The 24,913-nt window shown below is 31.3% G+C and carries 29 protein-coding genes; 18 read left to right on the plus strand and 11 right to left on the minus strand.

Translation table 11 applies throughout. From position 1 onward, the window contains the following. Positions 1-290: 290 nt before the first annotated feature. The 11 genes from porW (at position 291) to atpG (ending at position 9,053) form a co-directional block, all read left to right on the plus strand. On the plus strand, positions 291-2,522 hold the full coding sequence (porW, locus tag JL193_RS10190) for a type IX secretion system periplasmic lipoprotein PorW/SprE (RefSeq protein ID WP_207970703.1): 2,232 nt from the start codon (positions 291-293) through the stop codon (positions 2,520-2,522). Positions 2,523-2,524: 2 nt separating this feature from the next. After that, positions 2,525-2,938: a bactofilin family protein gene (locus JL193_RS10195; protein WP_207970704.1), complete on the plus strand. Its 414-nt coding sequence runs from the start codon at positions 2,525-2,527 to the stop codon at positions 2,936-2,938. After that, positions 2,904-3,122, plus strand: a complete 219-nt coding sequence (locus tag JL193_RS10200; protein ID WP_207970705.1) for an AtpZ/AtpI family protein — start codon at positions 2,904-2,906, stop codon at positions 3,120-3,122. The genes JL193_RS10195 and JL193_RS10200 overlap by 35 nt, the downstream gene beginning before the upstream one ends. Next, positions 3,115-3,519 (plus strand): DUF6168 family protein, encoded by a 405-nt coding sequence (locus JL193_RS17225; protein ID WP_243456726.1) that lies wholly within the window; start codon positions 3,115-3,117, stop codon positions 3,517-3,519. Before JL193_RS10200 ends, JL193_RS17225 begins: the two co-directional genes overlap by 8 nt. A 65-nt stretch (positions 3,520-3,584) precedes the next feature. Continuing rightward, positions 3,585-4,721, plus strand: a complete 1,137-nt coding sequence (gene atpB, locus JL193_RS10205) for a F0F1 ATP synthase subunit A (RefSeq protein WP_207970706.1) — start codon at positions 3,585-3,587, stop codon at positions 4,719-4,721. A gap of 37 nt (positions 4,722-4,758) precedes the next feature. Next, positions 4,759-4,950 (plus strand): ATP synthase F0 subunit C, encoded by a 192-nt coding sequence (gene atpE / locus JL193_RS10210; RefSeq protein WP_089258428.1) that lies wholly within the window; start codon positions 4,759-4,761, stop codon positions 4,948-4,950. A gap of 108 nt (positions 4,951-5,058) precedes the next feature. After that, entirely contained in the window at positions 5,059-5,559 is a 501-nt protein-coding gene (locus tag JL193_RS10215; RefSeq protein ID WP_207970707.1) for a F0F1 ATP synthase subunit B, read from the plus strand. A gap of 6 nt (positions 5,560-5,565) precedes the next feature. Continuing rightward, positions 5,566-6,123 carry an ATP synthase F1 subunit delta gene (atpH, locus tag JL193_RS10220; protein WP_207970708.1) on the plus strand — a complete coding sequence of 186 codons (558 nt, stop codon included), beginning with the start codon at positions 5,566-5,568 and terminating at the stop codon, positions 6,121-6,123. Between the two features lie 21 nt (positions 6,124-6,144). Further along, the gene (gene atpA / locus JL193_RS10225) at positions 6,145-7,725 is read left to right on the plus strand and encodes a F0F1 ATP synthase subunit alpha (RefSeq protein ID WP_207970709.1); all 1,581 of its coding nucleotides are present in this window, start codon (positions 6,145-6,147) and stop codon (positions 7,723-7,725) included. Positions 7,726-7,750: 25 nt separating this feature from the next. Continuing rightward, the gene (locus JL193_RS10230) at positions 7,751-8,089 is read left to right on the plus strand and encodes a four helix bundle protein (RefSeq protein ID WP_207970710.1); all 339 of its coding nucleotides are present in this window, start codon (positions 7,751-7,753) and stop codon (positions 8,087-8,089) included. A 100-nt stretch (positions 8,090-8,189) separates the two neighbouring features. Continuing rightward, positions 8,190-9,053, plus strand: coding sequence for an ATP synthase F1 subunit gamma (atpG, locus tag JL193_RS10235; protein ID WP_207970711.1), 864 nt, complete (start codon positions 8,190-8,192; stop codon positions 9,051-9,053). Positions 9,054-9,214: 161 nt separating this feature from the next. Here atpG and JL193_RS10240 read toward each other — a convergent pair whose 3' ends face one another. Together JL193_RS10240 and amaB are read right to left on the minus strand one after the other, a co-directional pair. Beyond that, positions 9,215-10,411, minus strand: a complete 1,197-nt coding sequence (locus JL193_RS10240; RefSeq protein ID WP_207970593.1) for an IS256 family transposase — start codon at positions 10,409-10,411, stop codon at positions 9,215-9,217. A 186-nt stretch (positions 10,412-10,597) separates the two neighbouring features. Further along, positions 10,598-12,139: an L-piperidine-6-carboxylate dehydrogenase gene (gene amaB, locus JL193_RS10245; protein WP_207970712.1), complete on the minus strand. Its 1,542-nt coding sequence runs from the start codon at positions 12,137-12,139 to the stop codon at positions 10,598-10,600. Between the two features lie 113 nt (positions 12,140-12,252). Between amaB and JL193_RS10250 the strand changes: the two genes are divergently transcribed. After that, a complete protein-coding gene (locus JL193_RS10250) occupies positions 12,253-13,305 on the plus strand; it encodes an isoaspartyl peptidase/L-asparaginase family protein (RefSeq protein WP_207970713.1) in 1,053 nt (350 codons plus the stop codon). On the opposite strand, the gene JL193_RS10255 is transcribed toward JL193_RS10250, so the two are convergent. The 5 genes from JL193_RS10255 to JL193_RS10275 all read right to left on the minus strand — a co-directional run bounded on the left by JL193_RS10255 (position 13,293) and on the right by JL193_RS10275 (position 16,729). Beyond that, positions 13,293-13,637, minus strand: a complete 345-nt coding sequence (locus JL193_RS10255) for a hypothetical protein (RefSeq protein WP_207970714.1) — start codon at positions 13,635-13,637, stop codon at positions 13,293-13,295. The genes JL193_RS10250 and JL193_RS10255 overlap by 13 nt on opposite strands. An 83-nt stretch (positions 13,638-13,720) precedes the next feature. Beyond that, complete coding sequence (locus tag JL193_RS10260) at positions 13,721-15,055, minus strand: hypothetical protein (protein ID WP_207970715.1); 1,335 nt, start codon at positions 15,053-15,055, stop codon at positions 13,721-13,723. A gap of 3 nt (positions 15,056-15,058) precedes the next feature. Next, positions 15,059-15,601 (minus strand): RNA polymerase sigma factor, encoded by a 543-nt coding sequence (locus tag JL193_RS10265; RefSeq protein ID WP_207973445.1) that lies wholly within the window; start codon positions 15,599-15,601, stop codon positions 15,059-15,061. 4 nt (positions 15,602-15,605) lie between these two features. Then, positions 15,606-16,007, minus strand: coding sequence for a hypothetical protein (locus JL193_RS10270; RefSeq protein ID WP_207970716.1), 402 nt, complete (start codon positions 16,005-16,007; stop codon positions 15,606-15,608). Positions 16,008-16,027: 20 nt separating this feature from the next. After that, positions 16,028-16,729, minus strand: a complete 702-nt coding sequence (locus tag JL193_RS10275) for a hypothetical protein (RefSeq protein ID WP_207970717.1) — start codon at positions 16,727-16,729, stop codon at positions 16,028-16,030. 77 nt (positions 16,730-16,806) lie between these two features. Between JL193_RS10275 and JL193_RS10280 the strand changes: the two genes are divergently transcribed. From JL193_RS10280 to JL193_RS10300, 5 genes are all read left to right on the plus strand, one after another. Next, positions 16,807-17,781 (plus strand): LuxE/PaaK family acyltransferase, encoded by a 975-nt coding sequence (locus JL193_RS10280; protein ID WP_207970718.1) that lies wholly within the window; start codon positions 16,807-16,809, stop codon positions 17,779-17,781. 33 nt (positions 17,782-17,814) lie between these two features. Next, positions 17,815-18,273, plus strand: a complete 459-nt coding sequence (mscL, locus tag JL193_RS10285; RefSeq protein WP_207970719.1) for a large conductance mechanosensitive channel protein MscL — start codon at positions 17,815-17,817, stop codon at positions 18,271-18,273. 26 nt (positions 18,274-18,299) lie between these two features. Then, positions 18,300-18,611, plus strand: coding sequence for a hypothetical protein (locus tag JL193_RS10290; protein ID WP_207970720.1), 312 nt, complete (start codon positions 18,300-18,302; stop codon positions 18,609-18,611). Between the two features lie 91 nt (positions 18,612-18,702). After that, complete coding sequence (locus JL193_RS10295; RefSeq protein WP_207970721.1) at positions 18,703-19,395, plus strand: hypothetical protein; 693 nt, start codon at positions 18,703-18,705, stop codon at positions 19,393-19,395. A gap of 56 nt (positions 19,396-19,451) precedes the next feature. After that, positions 19,452-19,892, plus strand: a complete 441-nt coding sequence (locus tag JL193_RS10300) for a YHS domain-containing (seleno)protein (protein ID WP_207970722.1) — start codon at positions 19,452-19,454, stop codon at positions 19,890-19,892. 4 nt (positions 19,893-19,896) lie between these two features. On the opposite strand, the gene JL193_RS10305 is transcribed toward JL193_RS10300, so the two are convergent. Both JL193_RS10305 and tyrS read right to left on the minus strand, forming a co-directional pair. Beyond that, entirely contained in the window at positions 19,897-20,664 is a 768-nt protein-coding gene (locus tag JL193_RS10305) for a sterol desaturase family protein (RefSeq protein ID WP_243456727.1), read from the minus strand. A gap of 10 nt (positions 20,665-20,674) precedes the next feature. Continuing rightward, complete coding sequence (gene tyrS / locus JL193_RS10310; RefSeq protein WP_207970723.1) at positions 20,675-21,967, minus strand: tyrosine--tRNA ligase; 1,293 nt, start codon at positions 21,965-21,967, stop codon at positions 20,675-20,677. Positions 21,968-22,069: 102 nt separating this feature from the next. On the opposite strand from tyrS, the gene JL193_RS10315 reads away from it, so the two are divergent. Beyond that, positions 22,070-23,065, plus strand: a complete 996-nt coding sequence (locus tag JL193_RS10315) for an SDR family oxidoreductase (protein ID WP_207970724.1) — start codon at positions 22,070-22,072, stop codon at positions 23,063-23,065. A gap of 2 nt (positions 23,066-23,067) precedes the next feature. On the opposite strand, the gene JL193_RS10320 is transcribed toward JL193_RS10315, so the two are convergent. Beyond that, on the minus strand, positions 23,068-23,565 hold the full coding sequence (locus JL193_RS10320) for a DUF4296 domain-containing protein (RefSeq protein ID WP_207970725.1): 498 nt from the start codon (positions 23,563-23,565) through the stop codon (positions 23,068-23,070). Between the two features lies 1 nt (position 23,566). Next, on the minus strand, positions 23,567-24,907 hold the full coding sequence (locus tag JL193_RS10325) for a dihydroorotase (protein WP_207970726.1): 1,341 nt from the start codon (positions 24,905-24,907) through the stop codon (positions 23,567-23,569). Positions 24,908-24,913 lie beyond the last annotated feature (6 nt).

The following is a 24,913-nucleotide window of genomic DNA, read 5'->3' on the forward strand; positions in this document are numbered from 1 at the left end:
AATACAGAGATCCAAAGAACTTTTCTAGAAAACATGTAAGAACGCCAATTTTTTCTGCAAAGATTGGCTATGTTTTCTATGTTTTTATGTTGTAAAACACGCGCACAGGTTTTTGCACACTGTCAGTTCGAGTGATTTCGATTTTTCATCGAAATTGTATCGAGAACTTTTCAATATAAAAAACAAAAAAACATCACATTTCAACCGATTCTTAATTTATTACTATTTTTACACACTTACTTATACTATTTTCGATAGAATTTAGTTTTAGATAAGAGTTTTTTTAATATATGACACACATAAAAAAAATACTTTTTATTGCCATTGCTTTCGGAGCAATCTATGCTTGTAGCACCAAAAAAGATACTATTCTTAGTAGAAATTTTCACGCGCTAACAACAAAGTATAACATTCTTTTTAATGGAGAAGAAGCATTTAAACAAGGAATTAAAGGTATAAACGAAGGTTATAAAGATGATTGGTTTCAACAATTGCCAATAGAACCTATAGAATTCGACGATCGAAAAATTGTAGCTCCCACTTTTAAAAATTCTGGAATGGGTGCAGGTTTTGGCGATTCAAATGAAGAAGAAACAACCAAAAGTGCAGGAACTCCTTTCGAAAAAGCCGAAGAAAAAGCTGTAAAAGCCATACAAAAACACGGAATGAATATCGACGGTTTAGAAAGAAACCGTCAAATAGACGATGCTTATTTGTTGTTAGGAAAATCACGTTATTATTCACAACGTTTTATTCCTGCGATAGAAGCCTTTAATTATGTAATTGCAAATTATCCTGATGCAAATTTAATTGCCGAAACAAAAATTTGGAGAGCAAAATCGAACATTCGTTTAGACAACGAAGAATTTGCGATAGAATCTATGAAGCTGTTAATGGTGGTAAAAGACACTTTAGAACCAGATTTTCCAGACGAAATTAAAGAACAAGCCTACACGACTTTGGCGATGGCGTATGTAAAAGCAGACAGCATTCAAAAAGTAAAAAAATACTTGCAGTTGGCTACAAGAACACAAGAAAATAGAGAGCAAGCAGCAAGAAACCTATTTATTTTAGGGCAAATTTATGCCCAAGAAAACAAAAAAGATTCTGCAACGATGGTTTTTAATCGATTAACAGAATTTAAAAAATCACCTTACAAATATAAAATTCATGCAAATATAGAACTGGCAAGAAATGCCAATAACGACTCTGTATCTAATAGCTTGTTAAACAGAATGCAAGAACTTATTAAAAACAGAGATAACAGGCCGTATTTAGATAAATTATATTATCAAGTAGCAACTTTATACGAAAAAAACGACAGTTTAAAACTAGCGAAAGCATATTATAACAAATCGCTAAGAGCTTTAAATGGAGGCGATAAACAAAAAACATTTACCTACGAAAACTTAGGGAATTTGTATTTTAAAAATTCAGAATATCAATTAGCAAGTGCTTATTACGATAGTGTTTTAAACGTTGCTAAAGACAGTTTAGACTTGCGAATTAGACGTGTAAAAAGAAAACACAAAAACTTAGCCTCTTTAATTAAATTCGAAGATATTGTACAAAAAAACGATAGCATTATACGAATTGCATCACTTTCTAAAACCGAGCAAGAAACGTATTTTCAAAATTATATAGACAGTTTAAAAGTAAAAGACGAAGAAGCCGCACAATTAAAGTTAAACCAATTAGCCTTTGGTGGTTCTTTTGGAGGAAACTCTTTACAGTCTGCTAAAAAAGGAAAATGGTATTTTTACAATCCGCAAACATTGGCTTTTGGTAAAACAGAATTTCAACGAGTTTGGGGTAATAGAAAATTAGAAGACAATTGGCGCTATTCAGAAAAAACGAGCAACGCTATTGCAACAACAGATTCTTTAACCACTGTACAAAAAGATACCCGATATGATTTGGCAAGCTATTTAAAAAAAATACCTACAAACAAACAAGTAATAGACAGTTTAAAAACAGATAGAAATCAGGCTTTATACGAACTAGGTATTATTTATAAAGAACAATTTAAAAATAGAAATTTAGCCATACAACGTTTAGAAAGAGTAGCGAGTTTACAGCCAAGAGAAGAGTTAGTTTTACCAATAAACTGGCATTTATATCAAATTTATACTAATGCTGGCGAAACAAACCAAGCATTAAAACATAAAAACACCATTCTTACCAACTACCCAAACACGGTTTTTGCACAGTTGATAAAAAACCCAGAAAAAAAGTTCGAAGAAAATGCAAAAGTTAACGAAGTCGAAAAATCATATAAAAAACTTTACTATTTATATAAAAAAGGCGAGTATAAAAATGTTTTAATTGGAGTTAATGATATGTTACCAACCATTGCAAACTCGAAATTAAAACCAAAGTTCGAGCTTTTAAAAGCCTACGCAATTGGTAAATATTTACCAAAAGCAATTTATAAAGAAGCACTAGAGTTTGTTGCCATTAACTATGGAAATTCAGAAGAAGGAAAAAAAGCAAAAGAAATCTTAGAACAATTAAACAAATAAATATGTTTAACAGTAAAGAAAAAAAAATAGAAAAACCAAAAGTGATGGAAAGAAATGTTATTGCAAAAAATACAACCATTGTTGGAGACATTAAATCTGATGGAGATTTTAGAATCGATGGTACTTTAGAAGGAACTTTAAAAACCCAAGGTCGTGTTATTATTGGTGTAGATGGTTTTGTAAAAGGAAATGTAGAGGCATCAAATGCAGATATAGAAGGAAAATTCTCTGGAACTTTACAAGTCTCTAAAACCCTAACCATTAAAGGTACTGCAAACATTTCTGGAGATGTAACAATTGGAAAACTATCCATCGAACCAGGGGCAACCTTCAACGCAACTTGTGCAATGAAAGGCGCATTAAAAGAAATGAACACGAATAATGGAAGCAAAAAAACCACAGAAAAAACCGCTTAACAAAGCCATTGCACTTTCTGGTGCAGGCTTACAAATGGGTTTAACCATTTATTTAGGTTTTTTATTAGGAAAATGGTTAGATAAAAAATTCGAACTGTCTTTCTTAACAGAAACCATTACACTCTTGGCCATTTTTTTAGCCATGTATTCTTTAATAAAACAAGCCAATAAAATTAATGAATAAAGATATCTTTCGATATATTTTAGTGTTTGTGGCTCTTTTTTTAATTGGTAATTACACACACCTAAAAATTATAGCATCTCAAGAAGTAGAATTGCGGTTTTCTTTAGAAAAAGTGTACCTGTTTCACGCCTTTTTTTCGGCACTAATATGTGTAAATTTAAGGTTTGTTTCTACTGTTAATAAACTTTTTCCACAGCTTGGTTTTATCTATTTAGGTACTCTAGTAATCAAGTTAATTCTTTTCGCCATTTTTTTCTACAACCCTTTATTTACAGTAGATTCGTTTTATTTTGCTGAAAAAATTTCGCTGTTTATTCCTCTTTTTATTTTTTTATTAACAGAAGCTATTTTTGTTGTAAAAATACTCAACCCCAAAGATTCAAAAATTATTCAATAAAAAAAGGTTTGTAGTTTTGAATTATTACGTACCTTTGCGCCGAATTTAGAAAGCGTATTTTTATAATGAAGGTTGCACAAAAAACAATCAAGTTTCTTACAATAGCAGCAATAACCCTTTTTACAGCGGTTAGTTTTGCATCAGAATCTGATAAAAAACAAGATCACGACAAAGATGGTGGTCGCGTAAATACGAAAGCAGAGGTTAACGATTATATTAAACACCACGTTAAAGATTCTCACGATTTTTCTCTGTTCTCATACACGAACGATGCAGGTAAGAGAAAACATGTTGGTTTTCCATTGCCCGTAATTTTATGGACAAGCGAAGGTTTGGTTGCTTTTATGTCTTCAGAATTTCATCATAACGACGATGGTCACGTAATTGTCGAAAAGAAAGGCTTAAAATTCGCAAAAGTGCATTCTAAGATTTATGAGTTAGATAAAGGCGCTTCTTCAATAAGTTTTGATGAAGATCATCATCCAACAAATGCACATAAAGTGTTAGATTTTTCAATTACAAAAAGTGTTTTTGGTATTCTATTAATAGGTCTTTTAATGATTTTTTGGTTTTCTAGATTGGCAAAACAATATCAAACAAGAAAAATTCCTACTGGTTTTGGTCGCGTGTTAGAACCTTTGGTTTTATATGTTCGAGATGAAATTGCAAGACCAAATATAGGAGACAAACATTACAGAAAATTTACAGGATACTTATTAACGGTGTTTTTCTTTATTTGGTTACTAAATGTTTTAGGTTTAACTCCTTTTGGGTTTAATGTTACAGGTCAAATAGCGGTTACAGCTTGTTTGGCAATTTTTACATTGGTAATTTATACCTTTAGTGGAAATAAAGACTATTGGATGCACATGTTGTGGATGCCAGGAGTTCCTGTTTTAATTCGCCCAGTTTTGGCAATTATAGAATTGGCTGGAGCTTTATTAATTAAACCATTTTCATTATTAGTTCGTTTGTTTGCGAACATTACAGCAGGCCACATTGTGGTTATGAGTTTGATAGCAATTATGTTTACACTAAAAGAGACAATGGGTGTTGCAGGAGCAACGTTTTTATCTGCAGTGTTATCATTTTTAATAATATTAATTGAGGTTTTAGTGGCTTTTTTACAAGCATATATCTTTACAATGCTTTCGGCATTATTTATTGGTATGGCTGTTGAAGATCATTCAGAAGCTCATTAATACAAATTTGTTTAATTTAATATAAATCACATTTATTATGTACAATTTAATTGGAGCAGGATTAGTAGTAATCGGAGCAGGAATTGGATTAGGTCAAATTGGTGGAAAAGCAATGGAAGGTATTGCTCGTCAGCCAGAAGCGACAGGAAAAATTCAAACAGCGATGATTATCGTTGCAGCACTTTTAGAAGGGTTAGCATTTGGTGCATTAATCTTAGGAAAAGGTTAATAGAAATCCAAACAAAACAAAAATAGCGTTCTGTAACGGTTGGTTACAGAACCTATTTTTAAAATTAAACAAATTAAAAGAAAATATAAAATTAATTAAGTTTATAGAATGGAAGCATTACTAAACGATTTTTCACCAGGTTTATTTATTGTTCAGACAATATTATTAATAGTTTTAATTGCTATAATGGTAAAGTTTGCTTGGAAACCAATTATGAACTCTTTAACAGAAAGAGAAGAAGGAATCGAAAATGCATTAGAAGCAGCAGAAAATGCGCGTAAAGAAATGCAAAATTTACAAGCAGATAACGAAAGATTGGTAAAAGAAGCAAGAGCAGAAAGAGATGCCATGATGAAAGAAGCAAGAGAAATTAGAGAAAATATCATTGCAGAGGCAAAAGAAGATGCCAAAGAAGTAACTGCAGCATTAGTCCAAAAAGCACAAGCTTCTATCGTTCAAGAAAAACAAGCAGCATTAGCAGAAATAAAAAAGAACGTTGCAGATTTATCTATTGGTATTGCAGAATCTGTTATTAAGAAAGAGTTATCTAATAAAGAAGACCAACTTAAATTAGTTGAAGAAATCTTAAAAGACGTTACTTTAAATTAAGCATAAATGAAAGACGCAAGAGCAGCATTACGTTACGCCAAAGCAATCTTAAATCTTGCAACAGATTCTAAGTCGGAGTCTGCAGTAAATAACGATATGTTGTTTGTTGCAAATACAATTGCCGAGAACAAAGAATTAGAGGTAATGTTAAGAAGTCCTATCGTTAAATCTTCAGACAAAATGAAGGTTTTAAAAGCATTGTTCGAAGGTAAGGTAAACAACATTACTTTAGGCTTATTCCATTTGTTACAAGACAACAAAAGAATTGGAATGTTAGAGCCTATTGCTAAAAAATATGCAATTGTTTTCGATCATTTAAAAAGCACACAAGTAGCAAAAGTTACTACAGCTGTTGCTTTAACAAAAGAAGTAGAAAAGCAAGTTTTAGATAAAATTGTAGCTTTAACAGGCGAAAAAGCAAATTTAGAAAACGTAATAAATCCAGATATTTTAGGAGGATTTATTTTACGTGTTGGAGATGTACAGTACGATGCGAGTATCTCTAATTATTTAAACGAATTGAAAAAGGAATTCGACAATAGTCATTACATTCCAAAAATTTAATTATACATCAAATCATAAAAGATGGCAAGTATTAAACCAGCTGAAGTATCAGCAATTTTAAAGCAACAGTTAACAAGTTTCGAAGCAAAAGCAACTTTAAACGAAGTAGGAACTGTTTTACAAGTAGGAGATGGTATTGCACGTGTGTATGGTCTTTCTAATGTTCAATATGGTGAATTGGTAGAATTCGAAAACGGATTAGAAGGTATTGTATTAAACTTAGAAGAAGACAATGCAGGAGTTGTATTATTAGGAGCCTCTACTTCAATTAGAGAAGGTTCTACTGTAAAACGTACAGAACGTATCGCTTCTTTAAGAGCAGGTGAAGGAATTGTAGGAAGAGTTGTAGATACTTTAGGAAGTCCTATAGATGGTAAAGGTCCTATTGAAGGAACTACTTACGAAATGCCTTTAGAACGTAGAGCTCCAGGGGTTATTTATAGAGAACCTGTAACAGAGCCATTACAAACAGGTATTAAATCTATTGATGCAATGATTCCTGTAGGTAGAGGTCAGCGTGAGTTAATTATTGGAGACCGTCAAACAGGTAAATCTACAGTAGCTATTGATACCATTCTAAATCAAAAAGAATTTTACGATGCTGGTAAACCAGTATATTGTATCTATGTTGCTATTGGTCAAAAAGCATCTACTGTGGCTGCGATTGCAAATATGTTAGAAGAAAGAGGTGCTTTAGCTTATACAACCATTGTTGCTGCAAACGCATCAGACCCTGCAGCAATGCAAGTGTATGCACCATTTGCTGGAGCTGCAATTGGAGAATATTTTAGAGATTCTGGAAGACCTGCTTTAATTATTTTTGATGATTTATCTAAACAAGCAGTTGCCTACCGTGAAATTTCTTTATTATTAAGAAGACCTCCAGGACGTGAGGCATATCCAGGAGATGTATTTTACTTACACTCAAGATTATTAGAAAGAGCTGCAAAAGTTATTAATGACGATAAAATTGCAAGTGAAATGAACGACTTACCAGATTCTATCAAAGGAATCGTAAAAGGTGGAGGTTCTTTAACGGCATTACCAATTATCGAAACACAAGCAGGAGACGTATCTGCATACATTCCAACAAACGTAATTTCGATTACAGATGGCCAAATCTTCTTAGATGGAGATTTATTTAACTCCGGTGTAAGACCAGCAATTAACGTAGGTATTTCTGTATCTCGTGTTGGAGGTAACGCACAGATTAAATCTATGAAAAAAGTATCTGGTACATTAAAATTAGATCAAGCAGCATACCGCGAATTAGAAGCCTTTGCAAAATTTGGTTCCGATTTAGATGCAGCTACAATGAGTGTAATTTCTAAAGGAAAACGTAATGTTGAAATTTTAAAACAAGCGCAAAACGATCCTTATCCAGTAGAAGACCAAATTGCAATTATTTATGCAGGTTCTAAAAACTTGTTAAAAGATGTACCTGTAGAAAAAGTAAAAAAATTCGAAAGAGAGTATATCGATTATTTAAACGCAAAACATAGAGATACTTTAGATACCTTAAAATCTGGTAAGTTAACAGACGAAGTAATTGCTACTTTAACGTCTGCAGCAGCAACAGTATCTAAACATTTTGCTTCATAAAGTTATAAGTACAGAGTTCTAACTTATGAGTAAGCTAAACGAAAGCCCAATTAGAATTAAAAGCTTTCTTTTTGCATGCGAAATTGTTAACTTTTGCGACGTTCTTAAAGATAATAAAGATTTTGAACTAGCTTCTCAATTATTAAGAAGTGGAACTAGTATTGGTGCCAATACAAGGGAAGCGCAAAGAGGAGTTAGTAAAAAAGATTTTAAAAATAAATTTGGTATTGCTTTAAAAGAAGCAGATGAAACCAAATATTGGATTGAAATATTAGAAGCAACAGGTAGAAATGTTCCTTCTGAATTAAAAAATAAGTGTGAGGAGTTGATAAGAATTTTAGTAGCAATTATTAAAAACTCATAACTTATAGAAAACACGAATTCATATGAATGTTGAATTGTCAGTTTAAAATTTAAGTATTAGTAAACCTATAATTCTGCACTCATAACTCATAACTAGTTTTATGGCAAACTTAAAAGAAATACGTAATAGAATTACCTCCATTGGTTCCACAATGCAGATTACATCTGCCATGAAAATGGTATCTGCTGCCAAGTTGAAAAAGGCGCAAGATGCAATTACTGCAATGAGGCCTTATTCATCTAAACTAACGGAATTGTTGCAAAATTTAAGTGCAACTCTAGATAGTGATGTTGGAGGTGTGTATTCAACACAAAGAGAAGTTTCTAAAGTTTTAATAGTTGTAATAACATCTAACAGAGGTTTGTGTGGTGGTTTTAACTCTTCGATTATAAAAGAAGTTGCAAAAACAATCGACACAAAATATGCGAATGCTACTGTAGATTTATTTACAATTGGTAAAAAAGGAGACATTTTATCAAGAAAGTGCAAAATTGTAGATACTCGAAACGATATTTTCGACGATTTAACTTTCGATAATGTTGCTGAAATTGCACAGAAGTTAATGGATTTATATGCAAATGGAACTTACGATAAAATAGAACTTGTTTACAATCAATTTAAAAATGCAGCCACTCAATTACCACAAGTAGAGCAATTTTTACCTATCAAACCAATTGAAGGAGGAAATGCAAATACCGTAAATTCTGATTATATTTTTGAGCCATCTAAAGAAGAAATTGTGGAAGCTTTAATTCCTAAATCTTTAAAAACTCAATTATACAAAGCAATTAGAGATAGTTTTGCTTCAGAACATGGTGCACGTATGACTGCAATGCACAAGGCAACAGACAACGCAAAAGATTTAAGAGACGAATTATTGTTAACGTATAACAAAGCACGTCAAGCAGCAATTACAAATGAAATTTTGGAGATTGTTGGTGGAGCAGAAGCTTTGAATAATTAAACGTAGCGTAGCTAAGTTAAATACTCAAAAGAGCTGAGGCTTTAAATAATTAAGCAAAAATTCAATAATATTTTATATTAAAAAAGAGACTGGTTTTCCAGTCTCTTTTTTTGACACTTTCCCACAAAGTGTGTAAGTTAAAAATTACAGGATTAAATTTTTCATAGTTTAATCCTGTTTTCAAATATAGCCAAAAATTGGTTAAGAATGATACCCCAATTTCTAATAGGCAATGTCCATTTTTTTGTTGATTCTCTCAAAGCTAAAAATACGGATTTAATTACAGCATCATCTGTTGGATATGAGAGTTTGTTTTTAGTGTATTTTCTAATTTTCCCATTTAAGTTTTCTATCAAATTTGTGGTATAAATAATGGTTCTGATTTCTAATGGGAAATCGAAGAAAACAGTGAGTTCATCCCAATTGTTTTCCCATGATTTAATGGCATAAGAATATTTGGATTCCCATTTTTCTTTAAAGTCTTCTAAGGCTGCTTTTGCTGCTTCTTTTGTAGGAGCTGTATAGATTTGCTTCATATCTCTTGTAAAGGCTTTTTTATCTTTCCAGACTACATATTTACAAGAGTTTCTGATTTGATGAACCACACATATTTGTGTTACTGAATTGGAAAAAATAGTTTTAATGGTGTCTGTAAATCCGTTTAAATTATCAGTTGCTGTAATTAAAATGTCTTGTGTTCCTCTGGCTTTTATGTCGGTTAAAACGCTCATCCAAAAAGAGGAAGATTCGTTTTTTCCTAACCAAAGTCCTAAAACTTCTTTTTTACCATCTACTCTAAGACCAACAGCAATGTAAATTGTTTTATTGATGACTTTGGAGTTTTCACGAACCTTAAAAACGATGCCATCCATCCATACAATCAGATAAGTAGCTTCTAAAGGTCTATTTTTCCAAGCAATAATGTCAGCTGTAATTTTATCTGTGATTCTAGAAATGGCTGAACTAGAGATGTTAAAATTATACAATTCCCGTATTTGTTCTTCAATATCTGTAGTACTCATTCCTTTGGCATATAAAGAAATAATCAGGTTTTCAACTCCATCTGCAGTACTTTCTCGCTTTTTAATAAGCATTGGATTGAAAGTAGCATCGCGATCTCTTGGAACTTTTATTTTAGTTTCTCCTAAATGCGTCTTTATTGTTTTGGTTCCATAGCCATTTCGTGAATTAGGATTGTTGCTTTTTTGATGCTTATCGTAATCTAAATGTGCATCTAATTCGCCTTCTAAAATCTTTTCTACACCACGTTTGTGCAGTTGTTCTATAAAACTGGTTAGTTCTGAACCTGTTTTAAATTGTTTTAAAAATTCTTCGTTTAATAAATCTTCTGGTTTCATAATAAAAGTGTGTTTATAAATTTAGTGATTATTTAATCGTAAAGTTATTTCCGAAATTTTTCCTCATGGAGCAATTTAATGATTGCTCTAGAAAAATTTCAGAATAACTTTACTTACACACTTTTTGGTTTAGTACCCTTTTTTTGTTTTACAAGCAAATAATTCTTTGATACAGAGTCTATTTTTTTACAAATCAAACTTAATTCCTTGTGCCAAAGGCAATTCATCAGAATAATTTATGGTATTTGTTTGTCTTCTCATATACACTTTCCAGGCATCAGAGCCAGATTCGCGTCCACCACCAGTTTCTTTTTCGCCACCAAAAGCACCACCAATTTCTGCACCAGAAGTTCCAATATTTACATTGGCAATTCCACAATCAGATCCTGCATAAGACAAGAATTTTTCGGCTTCTTTTAGTTCATTGGTCATAATTGCGGATGATAAACCTTGTGCAACGCCATTTTGTTTTTCAATCGCATTTTCTACATCTCCAGCATATTTCATCAAATATAAAATGGGAGCAAAAGTTTCGTGTTGTACAATTTTATAATGATTTTCAGCTTCAATAATAGCAGGCTTTACGTAACAACCAGATTCATATCCTTCGCCTTCTAGAACTCCTCCTTCAACCAATACGTTTCCACCTTCCGCTTTTGCTTTTTCAATCGCTTTTAAATAGGTATTTACAGCATCTCTATCAATTAATGGCCCAACATGATTATTTTCATCTAAAGGGTTCCCTATTTTAATTTGTTGGTAAGCACCCACAATGGCATCTCTTACTTTATCATAGACAGATTCGTGAATAATTAATCTTCTTGTGGATGTACAACGTTGTCCACACGTTCCAACAGCACCAAAAACAGCACCAGGAACAACTACTTTTAAATCGGCAGTTGGTGTAATAATAATGGCGTTGTTTCCACCCAATTCTAATAACGATTTTCCAAAACGTTGGGCAACTTTTGCACCCACAATTCTACCCATTCTGGTAGAACCTGTGGCAGAAACTAACGGAATTCTTGTGTCAGCAGTCATCATTTCTCCTACTTTATAATCGCCATTAATAATACAAGAAATACCTTCTGGCAAATTATTGTCTTTTAAAATTTCGGCAATAATATTCTGACAAGCAACAGCACACAAAGGTACTTTTTCGGAACCTTTCCATACACAAACATTACCACAAATCCATGCCAAAGCTGTGTTCCAGGCCCAAACTGCCACTGGAAAATTAAATGCAGAAATAATGCCCACAACACCTATTGGGTGCCATTGTTCTCTCATTACGTGTCCTGGTCTTTCAGAAGGAATGGTTTGCCCATTTAATTGACGTGATAAACCGACTGCAAAATCACAGATATCTATCATTTCTTGTACTTCGCCCAAACCTTCTTGGTACGATTTTCCCATTTCGTAAGAAACCAATTTACCAAGTGCTTCTTTCTTTTCTCTTAATTTATTACCAAATAGACGTACAATTTCCCCTCTTTGTGGCGCTGGTTTATCTCGCCAAATTTTAAATGCTTTAGTAGCAGCATCCATCACCTTTTCGTAATCTTCTTTTGTGGTGGTTTTTACTTTTCCAATCAATTTACCATCCACAGGAGAATAACTTTCTATAATTTCTCCATTAGAAAAATTGTTTGAACCTGTAGAAGTTCCGTTATTTATATCTTTTACCCCTAACTCTTGTAAGGCTTTTGCAATTCCGAAATCTGTCATTTTGCAGTTCTATTTTTGTTGTTTAACTTAGAGGCTCGAATTTACGAATTATTTCACAAATAAATAAATTAAACAAAAACATTATAATTTGTTTAATTTTAAACAAAAAAGATATGAAAAAATTACTTTTTATCGCGTCATTTTTAATAATTTCATTTGGTTGTTCTTCAGAAAAAACATCAACGAAACAAGAAAATTCAAAAAAAGTAAACGACTTTGCCATTATTATTCATGGTGGAGCAGGAACGATTTTAAAGAAAAACATGTCTGATGAAAAAGAAGTCGAATACAAAGCAAAATTAGAAGAAGCGATAAAAGTTGGGCATACCATTTTAAAAAATGGAGGAACAAGTACAGAAGCAGTACTAAAAACCATACAAATAATGGAAGAATCGCCATTGTTTAATGCAGGAAAAGGAGCCGTTTTTACTCACGAAGAAACCAACGAATTAGATGCTTCTTTTATGGATGGAAAAACCTTAAATGCAGGGGCAGTTGCTGGTGTTACCAATGTAAAAAGTCCTATTGAATTGGCAATAAAAGTAATGACAGATTCTGACCACGTAATGTTATCTGGAAAAGGAGCTTCTACTTTTGCCAAAGAAAAAGGGTTGGAAATTGTAGATCCAAGTTATTTTTATACAGAAAATCGTTTTCAATCTTTACAAAGAATTAAAAATAGAGCAAAAACACAGTTAGATCACGATGATAAAAAAGCGGCTTTTTACGATGCAGATATAAAAAATGCAAAGTTCGGGACTGTAGGTTGTGTGGCTTTAGATAAAGAAGGGAATATTGCTGCAGGAACTTCTACTGGTGGAATGACTAACAAACGCTGGGGAAGAATTGGAGATGCCCCCATTATTGGTTCTGGAACGTATGCAAATAACCAAACTTGTGGAGTTTCTTCAACAGGTTGGGGCGAATATTTTATAAGAAGTCAAGTGGCTTACGATATTTCTGCACAAATGGAATATTTACAGAAAAGCTTAAAAGAAGCCACGAAAGATGTAATTCAAAACAAACTAACCCAATTGGGTGGAACAGGTGGTGTTGTGGCTTTAGATAAAAACGGAAATATGTCTTTCGAATTTAATACTGCAGGAATGTACAGAGCTTCTATGAACGATAAAGACGAATTGGTTGTAAAGATTTACAAAGAATAATCTAGCCATTTTTCTGGAATTGGTTGTAAATCTAAATTTGTAGATACAGATTTTAATTTCTTTTTAAAACCAATTCTAGAAATTTTAGGAATCGATAAATTAATGTTATTTCTTTTATTAATTTTTTGTAAAACTTCTTCAATAGATTCTTTGTTACACAAGACTAAATTGTTCATTATTGCATTAGATTCGATCTCTAATTTAAAACAATCTACAAAGTATTTAGGTTTATTATCTTCATAAATAACCCATTGTGCACTTTGCTTTTTAGGGATTTCTATAATTTGTTTTGTACCACTTAGTGTACGATATGTGGTTGCTTTTACCTCCATACTTAGGGGTGTATTTAATTTTTCATATACAAGTTTAACACTACAAAAATAAGACCAAACTAAAAAACTTACAATTTATTTAACTAAAATTGATAATTTAGGCCTGTATAAATTCCGATATTAAATGGCGAAAACCCGTTTGCATTTTTACTAAATGTGTTTAATTGTGCTTTAAACATAGGATTTACATAAAACGACCAGTTTTTAGTAAAATTGTAATTAAAATCGAAACCAAAATTTCCACTAAAATTAAAGTTGTTTAAATTGGTCGCTTGCCCAGTATTAATAAAATTATTATTCTCTAAAACAATTTCGTTTTTTCTTAAAAATAAAGAACTAAAACCTGCTACAATTTGGGTTTCGAACTTTTTACTTTCTAATAGATTGTATTTAATTTCTAAAGGAATTTCTACATAACCAAAATTTTGCGTTAGGTTTCCGTTAAAAGTAACTAGGCTAGAAATGCTGGTAGCACTTGCATTAAAACGAGTGTTAGATGTATTTTCAAGCGCAACAGAATTTCCATTATCGAATAAAATATTAGACATTTTACTTCGCGAAGAAATTACGGCAATTTGGTTATTGGCATATTGCATTTCCTGCAATTGAACTCCAGTTTGTAAAGTCCATTTGTTATTTATTTCATAAGCTACTTTTAGTCCGTAAGCATACGAATTTTCTCCTTTCGTAGAAGAAGATAAATTTGCATCTAAAGAAGAAGAATTTGTAAAAGAATTAGAATTTAAAACTGCAAAAACAGGAGAAACACTCCATTTTTTTGCAGTTTTTATAGTTTCTTTTTCATTTTTTTTAATAGTTGCTAAAAAATCTTTCTTAGGTTTTAATTTTTTATTTTTCTTATCGACAAAAGTTGAGTCTTTCGTGTTTGAAACCTTCTTTTTGGGTTGTTTTTTTACAAGATTTTCCTCGGCAGAATTATCGGCTAAAAAAATCTTTTCCATAGCACTTTGGGGGCTAACTAACTTCTTTTTACCTTTTGACTTTGCATTGTTATTGGTAATTAATACTTTATTAGAGTTCGATTTTTTGGTTTGTTTTTTCTTGACTATGTTGCTATTTTTAGTTGGTTTTTCATTGGCAATTAAAACGTTGTTTTTTATTTTTTTATTTAAAATAACTGAATCTGTATTTTTGGTGTTTTCTTTAATTTTCTCGGTAGTAGTATTTGTAATAATTATGTTTTTATCTTCTGTGGAATTACGATTAGAAAAAGGAAACAAGAACAACCCAAGAATAAACAACGCTGCAATTGCGCCAGAAAACCACCAAAAAGGTAAAACGCTACGTTTCTTTTTAGTGAGTTTAGATTCTATATTATTCCAGACTTTTTTGTTGGGAGTTGCTTCCAAACTTTTAAGTCGTTCTTGGAACAATCTATCTATATTTTTATTTTCCATCAGTTATGCTTTTTGTTCTTGTTGTTGATGAATTTTTAACTGTTCTTTTAAAATTTTTCGAGCTCTAGATAAATTCGATTTAGAAGTGCCTTCAGAAATGGCTAAAAGTTTTGCAATTTCTTTGTGCGAATAATTATCTAATACATACAAATTAAAAACCAAACGATATCGATCTGGTAATTTTTGAATAAAACCCAGCAATACATCTACATTAAAACAGTTGTTTTCTAGGTCTATTTCTGTTTCTTCCTGTGTTTCTGGAAGCTCTTTTACAATTTGTAAAGGAGATTTTTTTCTATATTTTAGTAGTGCTGTATTTATGGTAATTCTTTTTAACCAACCTTCAAAAGAACCTTTGCCATTGTATTGTTTAATTTTATCGAAAATGGTTAAAAAACTATCTTGTAAAGTGTCTTCTGCATCTTGGTAATTTCTAGAATATTTTAAACAAAGAGGAAAAAGCTTATCAGCATATAATTGATAAACTTCAGATTGTGCTGCCAACTTTTGCTGGCAGCAACCTTGTATGAGTTCTTTTAGTTTAATGCCTCTAATTTACGGGAACTACTACTTCTTCGAAAATATTTTCTCCATCATTATCTTTTCCTTTAAAAAATTTAAAAAGATAATCTTCTCTTTGTGTTGCAGTAACTATAAATTTATGTTCTTTCTCAACAATAGCTTCTGTACAAGCATCATCTAAATTTACCAAAGCTCTTATGGCTACAATTCTTGTAGTGTCTTGGTATTCGTAATACACATTGTCGAAATTGTAACAAGAATTTTTAAAAGTGTACTTTAAAGTAATGGTGTCTCTTTTACCAAATGTAAAACTTTCTGGCGTTTTTGCTTCGTCTATGGCAACAAATTCGTAGGTGTAATTTGGTTTGTCGTCGTTTAAACAAGAGCTAAACACAACAATACCAATTAATAATAGGGCTAATTTTTTCATAATAAAATAGGGTTTAATAATTAATATTTAAGAATGGGAGTTCCATTTTTACATTCGATTGATTTTGGTTCATTGGGTAGAGAACAATCAGAAACAATGTTCCACTTAGTGTTGTATTCTTTTTCTGCATTGGTATAATTTGCTACTTTTTGCAGAAAATCAACGGTATTTATTTTTGTGGAATAAGGCATAAAACCCTGTGGTCCACCACATGCTTTAGCTCCATAAGCAACATATTTCCAGTCGTTGGAATTTGCACAAGATTCGTTTCTAGAAAGTGTTTCGATTTCGTTAAACAAATCCATTAATTGTCGATAATCTTTTTCTTGTTCGGTTACTTCTCGTTTTACAACCAATTTTGTTTCGGTAAGTTCTATAATTTTCCAGCCAAAATTCGACGGATAAGATTGTATATTAACCTCAATAAGATTTTTATTTAATCTCCAGGTTCCTTTATTATTGAAAAATGTTAAAGGTGGTGTGCCACACCATCCAGAAGTTCGTTCTATAAACTCGTTGTTTTTTTGAAAAGAAATTCCATAACTTTCTTTTGGCAAAGCATTTCCTCTTTTAAAAGTAGTGTTTTCTCCATCGAAATCGGGTTCAATCCAACTTCCTAATAATAAATTATTAGAATCGATGGTAATTTCTTGGTTGTTTTCACAAGAAAAAAGTGTGATTGCAAAAATGAAAACTGTTAAAAATCGAAAATTTGGTTTCATAATTATTTGGGTTCTTTCTTACAAGATGTAAAAATCTTTAAGAGGTTGCGTGTAATAGTCTTATTTTTGTAAAAATTATGGAAAAAGATATTTTTAACATACAGAATCTCGAAGATTTTAACAAAATAACCTTAGAGGTTTTTAAACATCAATTTAATAACAACAAGGTATATAGGTCTTTTTGTGATTTGTTATACGTGCATCCTTCTAGTGTTTCTAAGGTTGAAGAAATTCCGTTTTTACCCATTCAATTTTTTAAAAGTCGAAAAGTAATCGCTTCTTTAGAGAAAGTAGAAGCAATTTTTACAAGTTCTGGAACCACAGGAAGCATTACCAGCAAACATTTTGTAACAGACATTAATTTGTATAAAAACAGTTATTTAAAAGGGTTTCATCATTTTTATGGAAATATAGAAGATTATGCAGTTTTGGCGCTATTGCCTAATTATTTAGAAAGAAAAGGTTCTTCTTTAATTTTTATGATAGACGATTTAATTCGAAAATCTAAAAACGTAGAAAGTGGTTTTTATTTAAATAATATTGAAGAATTAGCCGAAAAACTAAAAGAATTAGACAAAAAAGGACAAAAAACACTACTTATTGGTGTTTCTTTTGCATTGTTAGATTTAATCGAACAACAACAATTTAATTTAAAAAATACCATAATTATGGAAACTGGTGGTATGAAAGGAAGAAGAAAAGAATTAATTCGAGAAGAGCTGCATCAACTCTTAAAAAATGGTTTTGGAGTTGCAAAAATTCATTCAGAATATGGAATGACAGAATTACTAAGTCAAGCATATTCTAAAGGAAATGGCATTTTCGAAACACCACCTTGGATGAAAATTCTAACCAGAGAAACAGAAGATGCATTGACTATAAATTCTGTTGGAAAAAATGGCGGAATTAACGTAATCGATTTGGCAAATTACAATTCTTGCTCTTTTATTGCGACGCAAGATTTAGGAAAAGTTTACGAAAACGGAACATTCGAAATTATTGGACGTTTCGATAACTCGGACATTCGTGGTTGTAATTTAATGGTTTTGTAGGGTTTATAATAGAGAAAAGAAAAATAAAAAAAGATGAAACTTAAGTTATTTAAAGAATTTAAAGAGTTTGCTGTAAAAGGAAACATGATCGACATTGCGATTGGCGTAATTATTGGTACAGCATTTAACAAAGTGGTAAATGTGTTGGTAAAAGAGGTTTTAATGCCACCTTTATCTTTTATGACAGATGGTGCAAATTGGGAAAACAGAAAAATAGTTTTACGAGAAGCTATTGTCGCGAACGGAAAAACAAATATAGAGGAAATAGCAATTGGTTATGGAAAATTGTTGGAAGCTGGAGTCGATTTTTTAGTAATTGCCTTTACCGTTTTTATTGTAGTAAAATTAATGAATTCTTTAAAGAAAAAAGCAGACGACCCAAAAGACAAAACAACAGTTACTCCTAAAAATATCGAGTTAATGAACAAAACCAATGAGCTTTTAGAGAAGCAAAACGAATATTTACAAAAAGTTTTAAGTCAAAAAATGTAACACACAAATAAAATAATTAAAGAAAAATGCATTCAATCAAAAAAATAATAATAATACTACTCTTTTTCCTTGGTTTTTGTACAATTGCTAGTGCACAAGAACAATTATTAACGGCTACAGAGATTCAACAAAACGAAAATGAGTTAATTAAGTCTTTTGAAAAATTTAACAGAAAACCGAAAAGAAAAAGATTAAAAAGAAAATTTGTGTTAAAATACGAGGCATCGATTAAAAAATACAACGCTCGTTTAAACGATTTGTATCAACCAAACGAATATGTAGAAAAAAAATTGGGAAGGAATTTTAAACACTTTACAGTCGTTACAGTTTTTAAGTGATTTCGTAAAATCGTCTAACAAAACGTCTTTTATTAAAACCAAAGAATATCAATTTAAAATAGATAGCATTGCTACTTTAGCAGAAGAAAATTTGTACAAAAAAGGAAAAGAAACTATAGAAAAAAAAGAAAATATTTATTCTTTAGAAGTAGGCTACAATTATTTGATGAGGGTTTTACAAATAAATTCAAATTATAAAAACACCAAAGAATTGATGGATTTAGCAATTTTAAAAGGAACTAAAGACATTTATTTTTCTCCTGTTACAAATGGTAATTCTGGAAACTATTTAGAGTTTACAAGTAACAATTCAAGTACAACAAGCAATTATATCATCCAAAGTTTAATAGAAGACCTTTCCGTTAATAAAGTGGGTAGCCGCTTTGTAAATAATTTTACAAAATCTAATTGGGTTGTAGAGCTTAAATGGGTTTCTGTAAATATATCTCCAAGACCAGACAGAAAGTATTCTGTTGAAAGAAAAGCCGACATAAAAGAAGATGGAAAAGAGAAAACTGTAAATGCAATCGTAAATTATATCGAAAAAACAAAAGATATAAATGGTGTATTAAACGTTAAAATAAAAGACACAAAAACACAAAATTATTTTATAGACGAGAAATTTTCTGGAAGTTCTTTTATCACTAAAATAGAAGCCAGGTTTACAGGCGACAAAAGAGCACTTACTTTCGAAGATAAAAGAATTATAGAAGAAACAAATGCAAACCCATTTGCTTCGTATGAACCAGAAAATCGTTTACTCACAAAAAAAATACATCATTAGTAGTTTTTTTGTAAATTTTCGGCTTTTTTATCGACCACAATAGTAAAAATAAAAAGATGAAAAATACAATTCTTATTCTATTACTTTCTACAACAACTACTTTTTTTGCCCAAAATTATAATTTAGACAAAGGCTATATTGCTGAAGGTTATGATGTTGTTTCTTATTTCGATAATGCTCCAAAAGAAGGCAAAAAAGATTTTACGACAGAATACGATGGTGTAAAATTTAAATTTATATCTCAAGAAAATTTAGAGAAATTTAAAAAATCTCCAAAAAAATATGTACCTCAGTATGGAGGCTATTGCGCGTATGCAATTGGTTTAAAAGGTAAAAAAGTTTCTATTAATCCAAAAACATTCGAAATTAGAGACGGAAAATTATATTTATTCTACAATTCTTGGGGAACAAATACTTTAAAGCTTTGGAAAAAAGAAGGAGCAGAAAAGTTGAAAGAAAAAGCAGATGAAAATTGGTTGAAAATTATAAAAGAATAGTTTCTTAACTTTTTTTCTCTTCCAATTCCGTTTTCATTAATCTGTCCCAAAAGGTAAAATACAAACCAAAATTATAGTTAAATTTGGTGTGATGCGAATCGTGATGCGTAGCACCAATAATCCATTTTTTAAACCAATTTCCTAATTTTCCTGAAGGATATACCTCAATCCCTGCATGATTGATGGTCGCAGAAAGCGTCATAATTAACAAAACAGTAAATAGCGCATACAAATGCATGGGTAAGAAAATTACAATTACAGGTAAAAAAATCGCTTGCAAAACAGTCTCATAAGGATGAAAAGAAAACGCCGTAAAAACAGTCGTATGCACACTTTTATGATGAATTTTATGAAAAAACTTATAAATTTTAGGAAGGTGCATCCACCTGTGAATCCAATAATAATACGTATCCTGAATAAATAAAAAAGCGAAAATACTAATTGGAATATACCACAAAGGATAGGTTTTAAAATCTAAATAAATGGCGGTGTAATTAATGGACCATAAATAGTAAATGAAAACTGCAATTGCGCCAAAAATAAAACCACTAATTAAAGACCAGTAAATTTCTTTACGAACCTGTTTCTTTTTTAGGGGTTTTTTGTTTAAAATTCTATGTTTTAGTTGTTCTCTAAACTTATTTAAAAAAAACCAATGATAAACCCCAGAAAATGCCAAATATCTTACAAAAATAATTGCCGTAAATACGAATATTAAAGACATAATTACAAAAATATTACTAAAATCGATTTCTGTAATTTTGTCTTTCATAAACTTATAATTAGGCTACAACTAATAAATAATAGGTCTTTTTACCACGTTGTAACAATACATATTTATTCGCAATTAAATCTTCTTTCGTAATCGTAAAATCTTCTTTTACCTTTTCTTTATTTACAGAAATTGCGTTCTCTTTTAAAGCTCTTCTAGCTTCGCCATTCGAATTTAAAAAGTTGGTTTTGGCAGCCAAAGCACCAATCATATCTAAACCTTCTTCAATATCTGTAGTCGAAACAGTTGCTTGAGGAACACCATCAAAAACATCTAAAAAAGTTTGTTCATCTAACGATTTTAAGTCGTACGCTGTCGATTTTCCGAATAAAATATTCGACGCTTTTAAGGCGTTTTCATAGGCTTCTTTTCCATGTGTCATGGTAGTTACCTCTTCTCCTAATTTCTTTTGAAGCAAACGCAAATGCGGATTCTCTGTATGTTCTGCAATTAAACTTTCAATAGTTTCTTTGTCTAAAAACGTAAATTTCTTAATAAAGTTTTCTGCATCTTCATCCGAAGAATTTAACCAATATTGGTAAAATTTATAAGGCGAAGTTCTATTTGCATTCAACCAAACGTTGCCACCTTCGGTTTTTCCAAACTTTGTACCATCTGCTTTTGTAACCAAAGGCACTGTAATGGCATATGCTTTTCCTTTTGCTTTTCTTCGAATTAATTCAGTTCCAGTGGTAATATTTCCCCATTGGTCAGAGCCACCCATTTGCAGCATGCAATTTTTTTCTTTGTAAAGATGATAAAAATCGTAACCTTGAAATAATTGGTACGTAAATTCTGTAAAACTCATTCCTTCAGAAGACTCCGAACTTAAACGTTTTTTTACAGAATCTTTTGCCATCATGTAATTTACAGTAATGTGTTTGCCAGTATCTCTTACAAAATCAATCAAAGAAATATCTTTCATCCAATCGTAATTGTTTACCAATTCTGCTTTATTTTCTGCGGAAGCATCAAAATCTAAAAAACGCTCTAAATTTTCACGAACTCCAGCAATATTTTTCGCCAAAGTGGCTTCGTCTAACAAATTTCTTTCAGCAGATTTTCCAGAAGGATCCCCAACCATACCAGTTGCACCACCAATTAAAGCAATTGGGTTGTGCCCAGCATTTTGGAAATGTTTCAAAATAAAAATCTGAACCAAACTACCAATATGAAGCGAATCTGCAGTGGGGTCAAAACCAATATAACCCACAGTTTTATTTTCCAATAAATAAGCTTCTGTATCTGGCATAATATCGTGCAATAAACCTCTCCAGCGTAATTCTTCTACAAAATTTGTCATCGTAAATGTGTATTTTTAGACCTGATAGGTTTTAAAAACCTGTCAGGTCTTTTTGTGACTACAAAGATAAACTTATCAATCAAAAAACCATAAATTAGCAGTATGATTTTAGTAACAGGAGGAACAGGTTTGGTAGGTGCACATTTGTTGTATCATTTGGTAAAAAGTGATGAAAAAATTCGTGCCATTTATCGTTCTAAAGAGAAGATCGATGCTGTAAAAAAGGTGTTTTCTTATTATTCTAATGATGCAACTTTAATTGCTAAAATAGAGTGGTTTAAAGCGGATATTACAGAGGTTCCTACCATGATTCCTGCTTTTGTGGGGGTTAAAAAAGTGTATCATTGTGCAGCTTTTATTTCTTTTAACCCCAAAGATTATAGAGAAATGCGAAAGGTAAATATTCATGGAACAGCAATTATTGTAAATCTTTCTATTGATGCAAAAGTCGATAAGCTTTGTTTTGTGGGTTCGATTGCTTCTGTAGGAGATGCTGTAAATGGAGGTTTAATCACCGAAGAAAACGAATGGAATAAAGAAGCAGACAATAGTGGGTATTCGATTACCAAATTTGGTGCAGAAATGGAAGTTTGGCGTGCAAGTCAAGAAAATGTAAAGGTTGCAATTGTAAACCCTGGAGTAATTTTAGGAAGCGGATTTTGGGATACAGGTTCTGGCAAGCTATTTACCCAAATTTACAATGGCTTTAAATATTATACAGAAGGCGTTACTGGTTTTGTAGGAGTACAAGATGTGGTAAAAGCGATGATTTTATACATGAATTCTAATGTAAAAAACGAACGTTTTATATTGGTTTCAGAAAATAAATCGTTTAAAGAAATCTTTTTTTTAATTGCAGATGCTTTTGGTAAAAAACGACCTTCTAAAAAAGTAAAACCTTGGCAAACAGTTATTTTTTGGCGATTTTCTGCCTTTGTTTCTAAAATTACAGGAGTGGCTCCTTTGTTAAGTAAATATTCTGCGAGAAGTGCACATTCAGTTTCTAAATATTCTTCAGAAAAATTTAAAAAAACATTTAATTTTCAATTCGAAAAAATAGAAAATGTTATAATTAATGTGAGCAAAAATTATAATTAATGTTATTGGATATTTCTTCTTTGCTCGTCGATTTCTTGGATATGTTCTAAAATTTGCGATTCAATTTTTAGTAACGAATCTTTAGAAACTTTTAAACTATCTATTGCCATTTGTTTTTTTATTGCAGTACCTAAAGAATCTTTTCGAATAGAATCTAAAGCCGCTTTTTGTTTCTTAAAAAAAGCCGTTTTTGTTTCTAAATTTTTTTTTGCATTTTCTAACATTTTTTGATACAAATCTATTTTAGACATGTAGTAAAAATTGCTTTCCATAAAACGCGAACTATCAATTTTAAATTTATCGTACACAAGAGACATGTAATTGATGTTTTTTTCGTTATTCGTATTTTTTATGAATTTGGCACTACTTGCAATCATCATTTCTTGCAATAAAAGGCTCATGGTATCTTGTGGAATTAAGTCTTTAGGTTTTTCGAAAATGGTATTACTTGTACAAGAAACCAAGAAGATTAGAATAAAAAGTGCGCTTATTTTCTTCATTTTATCTATTAAAAGTAATTCGTTTTCCTTTAACTTCATCATTAAAAACCCCATTATTATACATTAAATTTCCATTTACAAAAGTGTGTGTAATTGTAGATGAAAATGTAGTTCCTTCGAAAGGAGACCAACCACATTTGTATAAAATATTTTCTTTAGAAACCGTTTGAGGTTTGTTTGGATCTATTAAAACCAAATCTGCATAAAACCCTTCTTTTACAAAGCCTCTTTTTTTAATTTGAAATAATTTAGCAGGATTATGGCTCATTTTCTCCACTGCTTTTTCAATAGAAATTACACCTTCTTTTACTTTCTCTAAAATTGCCAATACTGCATGTTGCACTAATGGACCTCCACTTGGTGCTTTTGTGTAAACGTTCGATTTTTCTTCTAAAGTATGTGGTGCATGGTCTGTTGCTAAAACATCAATTCTATCATCTAACAAAGCTTGCCACAAACCTAGTCTGTCTTTTTCGGTTTTTACTGCAGGATTCCATTTAATATGCGTCCCTTTTTTATCATAATCGTTATCGTTAAACCATAAATGATGAATACAAACTTCAGCCGTAATTTGCTTTTCTTCTAGAGGAATATCGTTTCTAAAAAGCTCGGTTTCTTTTGCGGTAGATAAATGAAAAATATGCAATCTTGCACCGGTTTTCTTCGCCAATTCAATCGCTTTAGAAGACGATAAATAGCACGCTTCTTCACTTCTAATTATTGGATGGTACTTAATTGGAATATCTTCGCCATATTTCCCGATAAATTCGGCTGTATTTTTTCTGATAGTTGCTTCATCTTCGCAATGTACAGAGATAATCATTTTGGTAGAAGAGAAAATTTTCTCTAAAATTTCTTCATTATCTACCAACATATTTCCGGTAGAAGAACCTAAGAATAATTTAATTCCGGCTACTTTTTTAGGATCTGTTTTTAGCAATTCTTCTAAATTATCGTTGGTACCACCAAACATAAAAGAATAGTTTGCATACGAATTTTGGGCAGCAATTTTAAATTTATCTTCCAATAAATCTTGTGTAGTTGCTTGGGGCACTGTGTTGGGCATTTCTATAAACGTGGTAATGCCGCCAGCAACTGCGGCTTTACTTTCTGTGGCAATGTTTGCTTTGTGCGTTAAACCAGGTTCTCTAAAATGCACTTGATCGTCTATAAATCCAGGGATTAAATAACTTCCTTTAGCATCTATTATTTCTACATTTTCAGGTGCAGAAATTTTAGCAGAAACTTCTTTTATGATTTCGTTTTCTATGAGAACATCACCTGTAAAAGTTTTATTTTCGTTAATTATTGTTGCGTTTTTTATTAGAATTGATTTTTTCATTTTTCT

It is taken from the genome of Polaribacter batillariae, from assembly GCF_017498485.1.
GTDB lineage: Bacteria > Bacteroidota > Bacteroidia > Flavobacteriales > Flavobacteriaceae > Polaribacter > Polaribacter batillariae.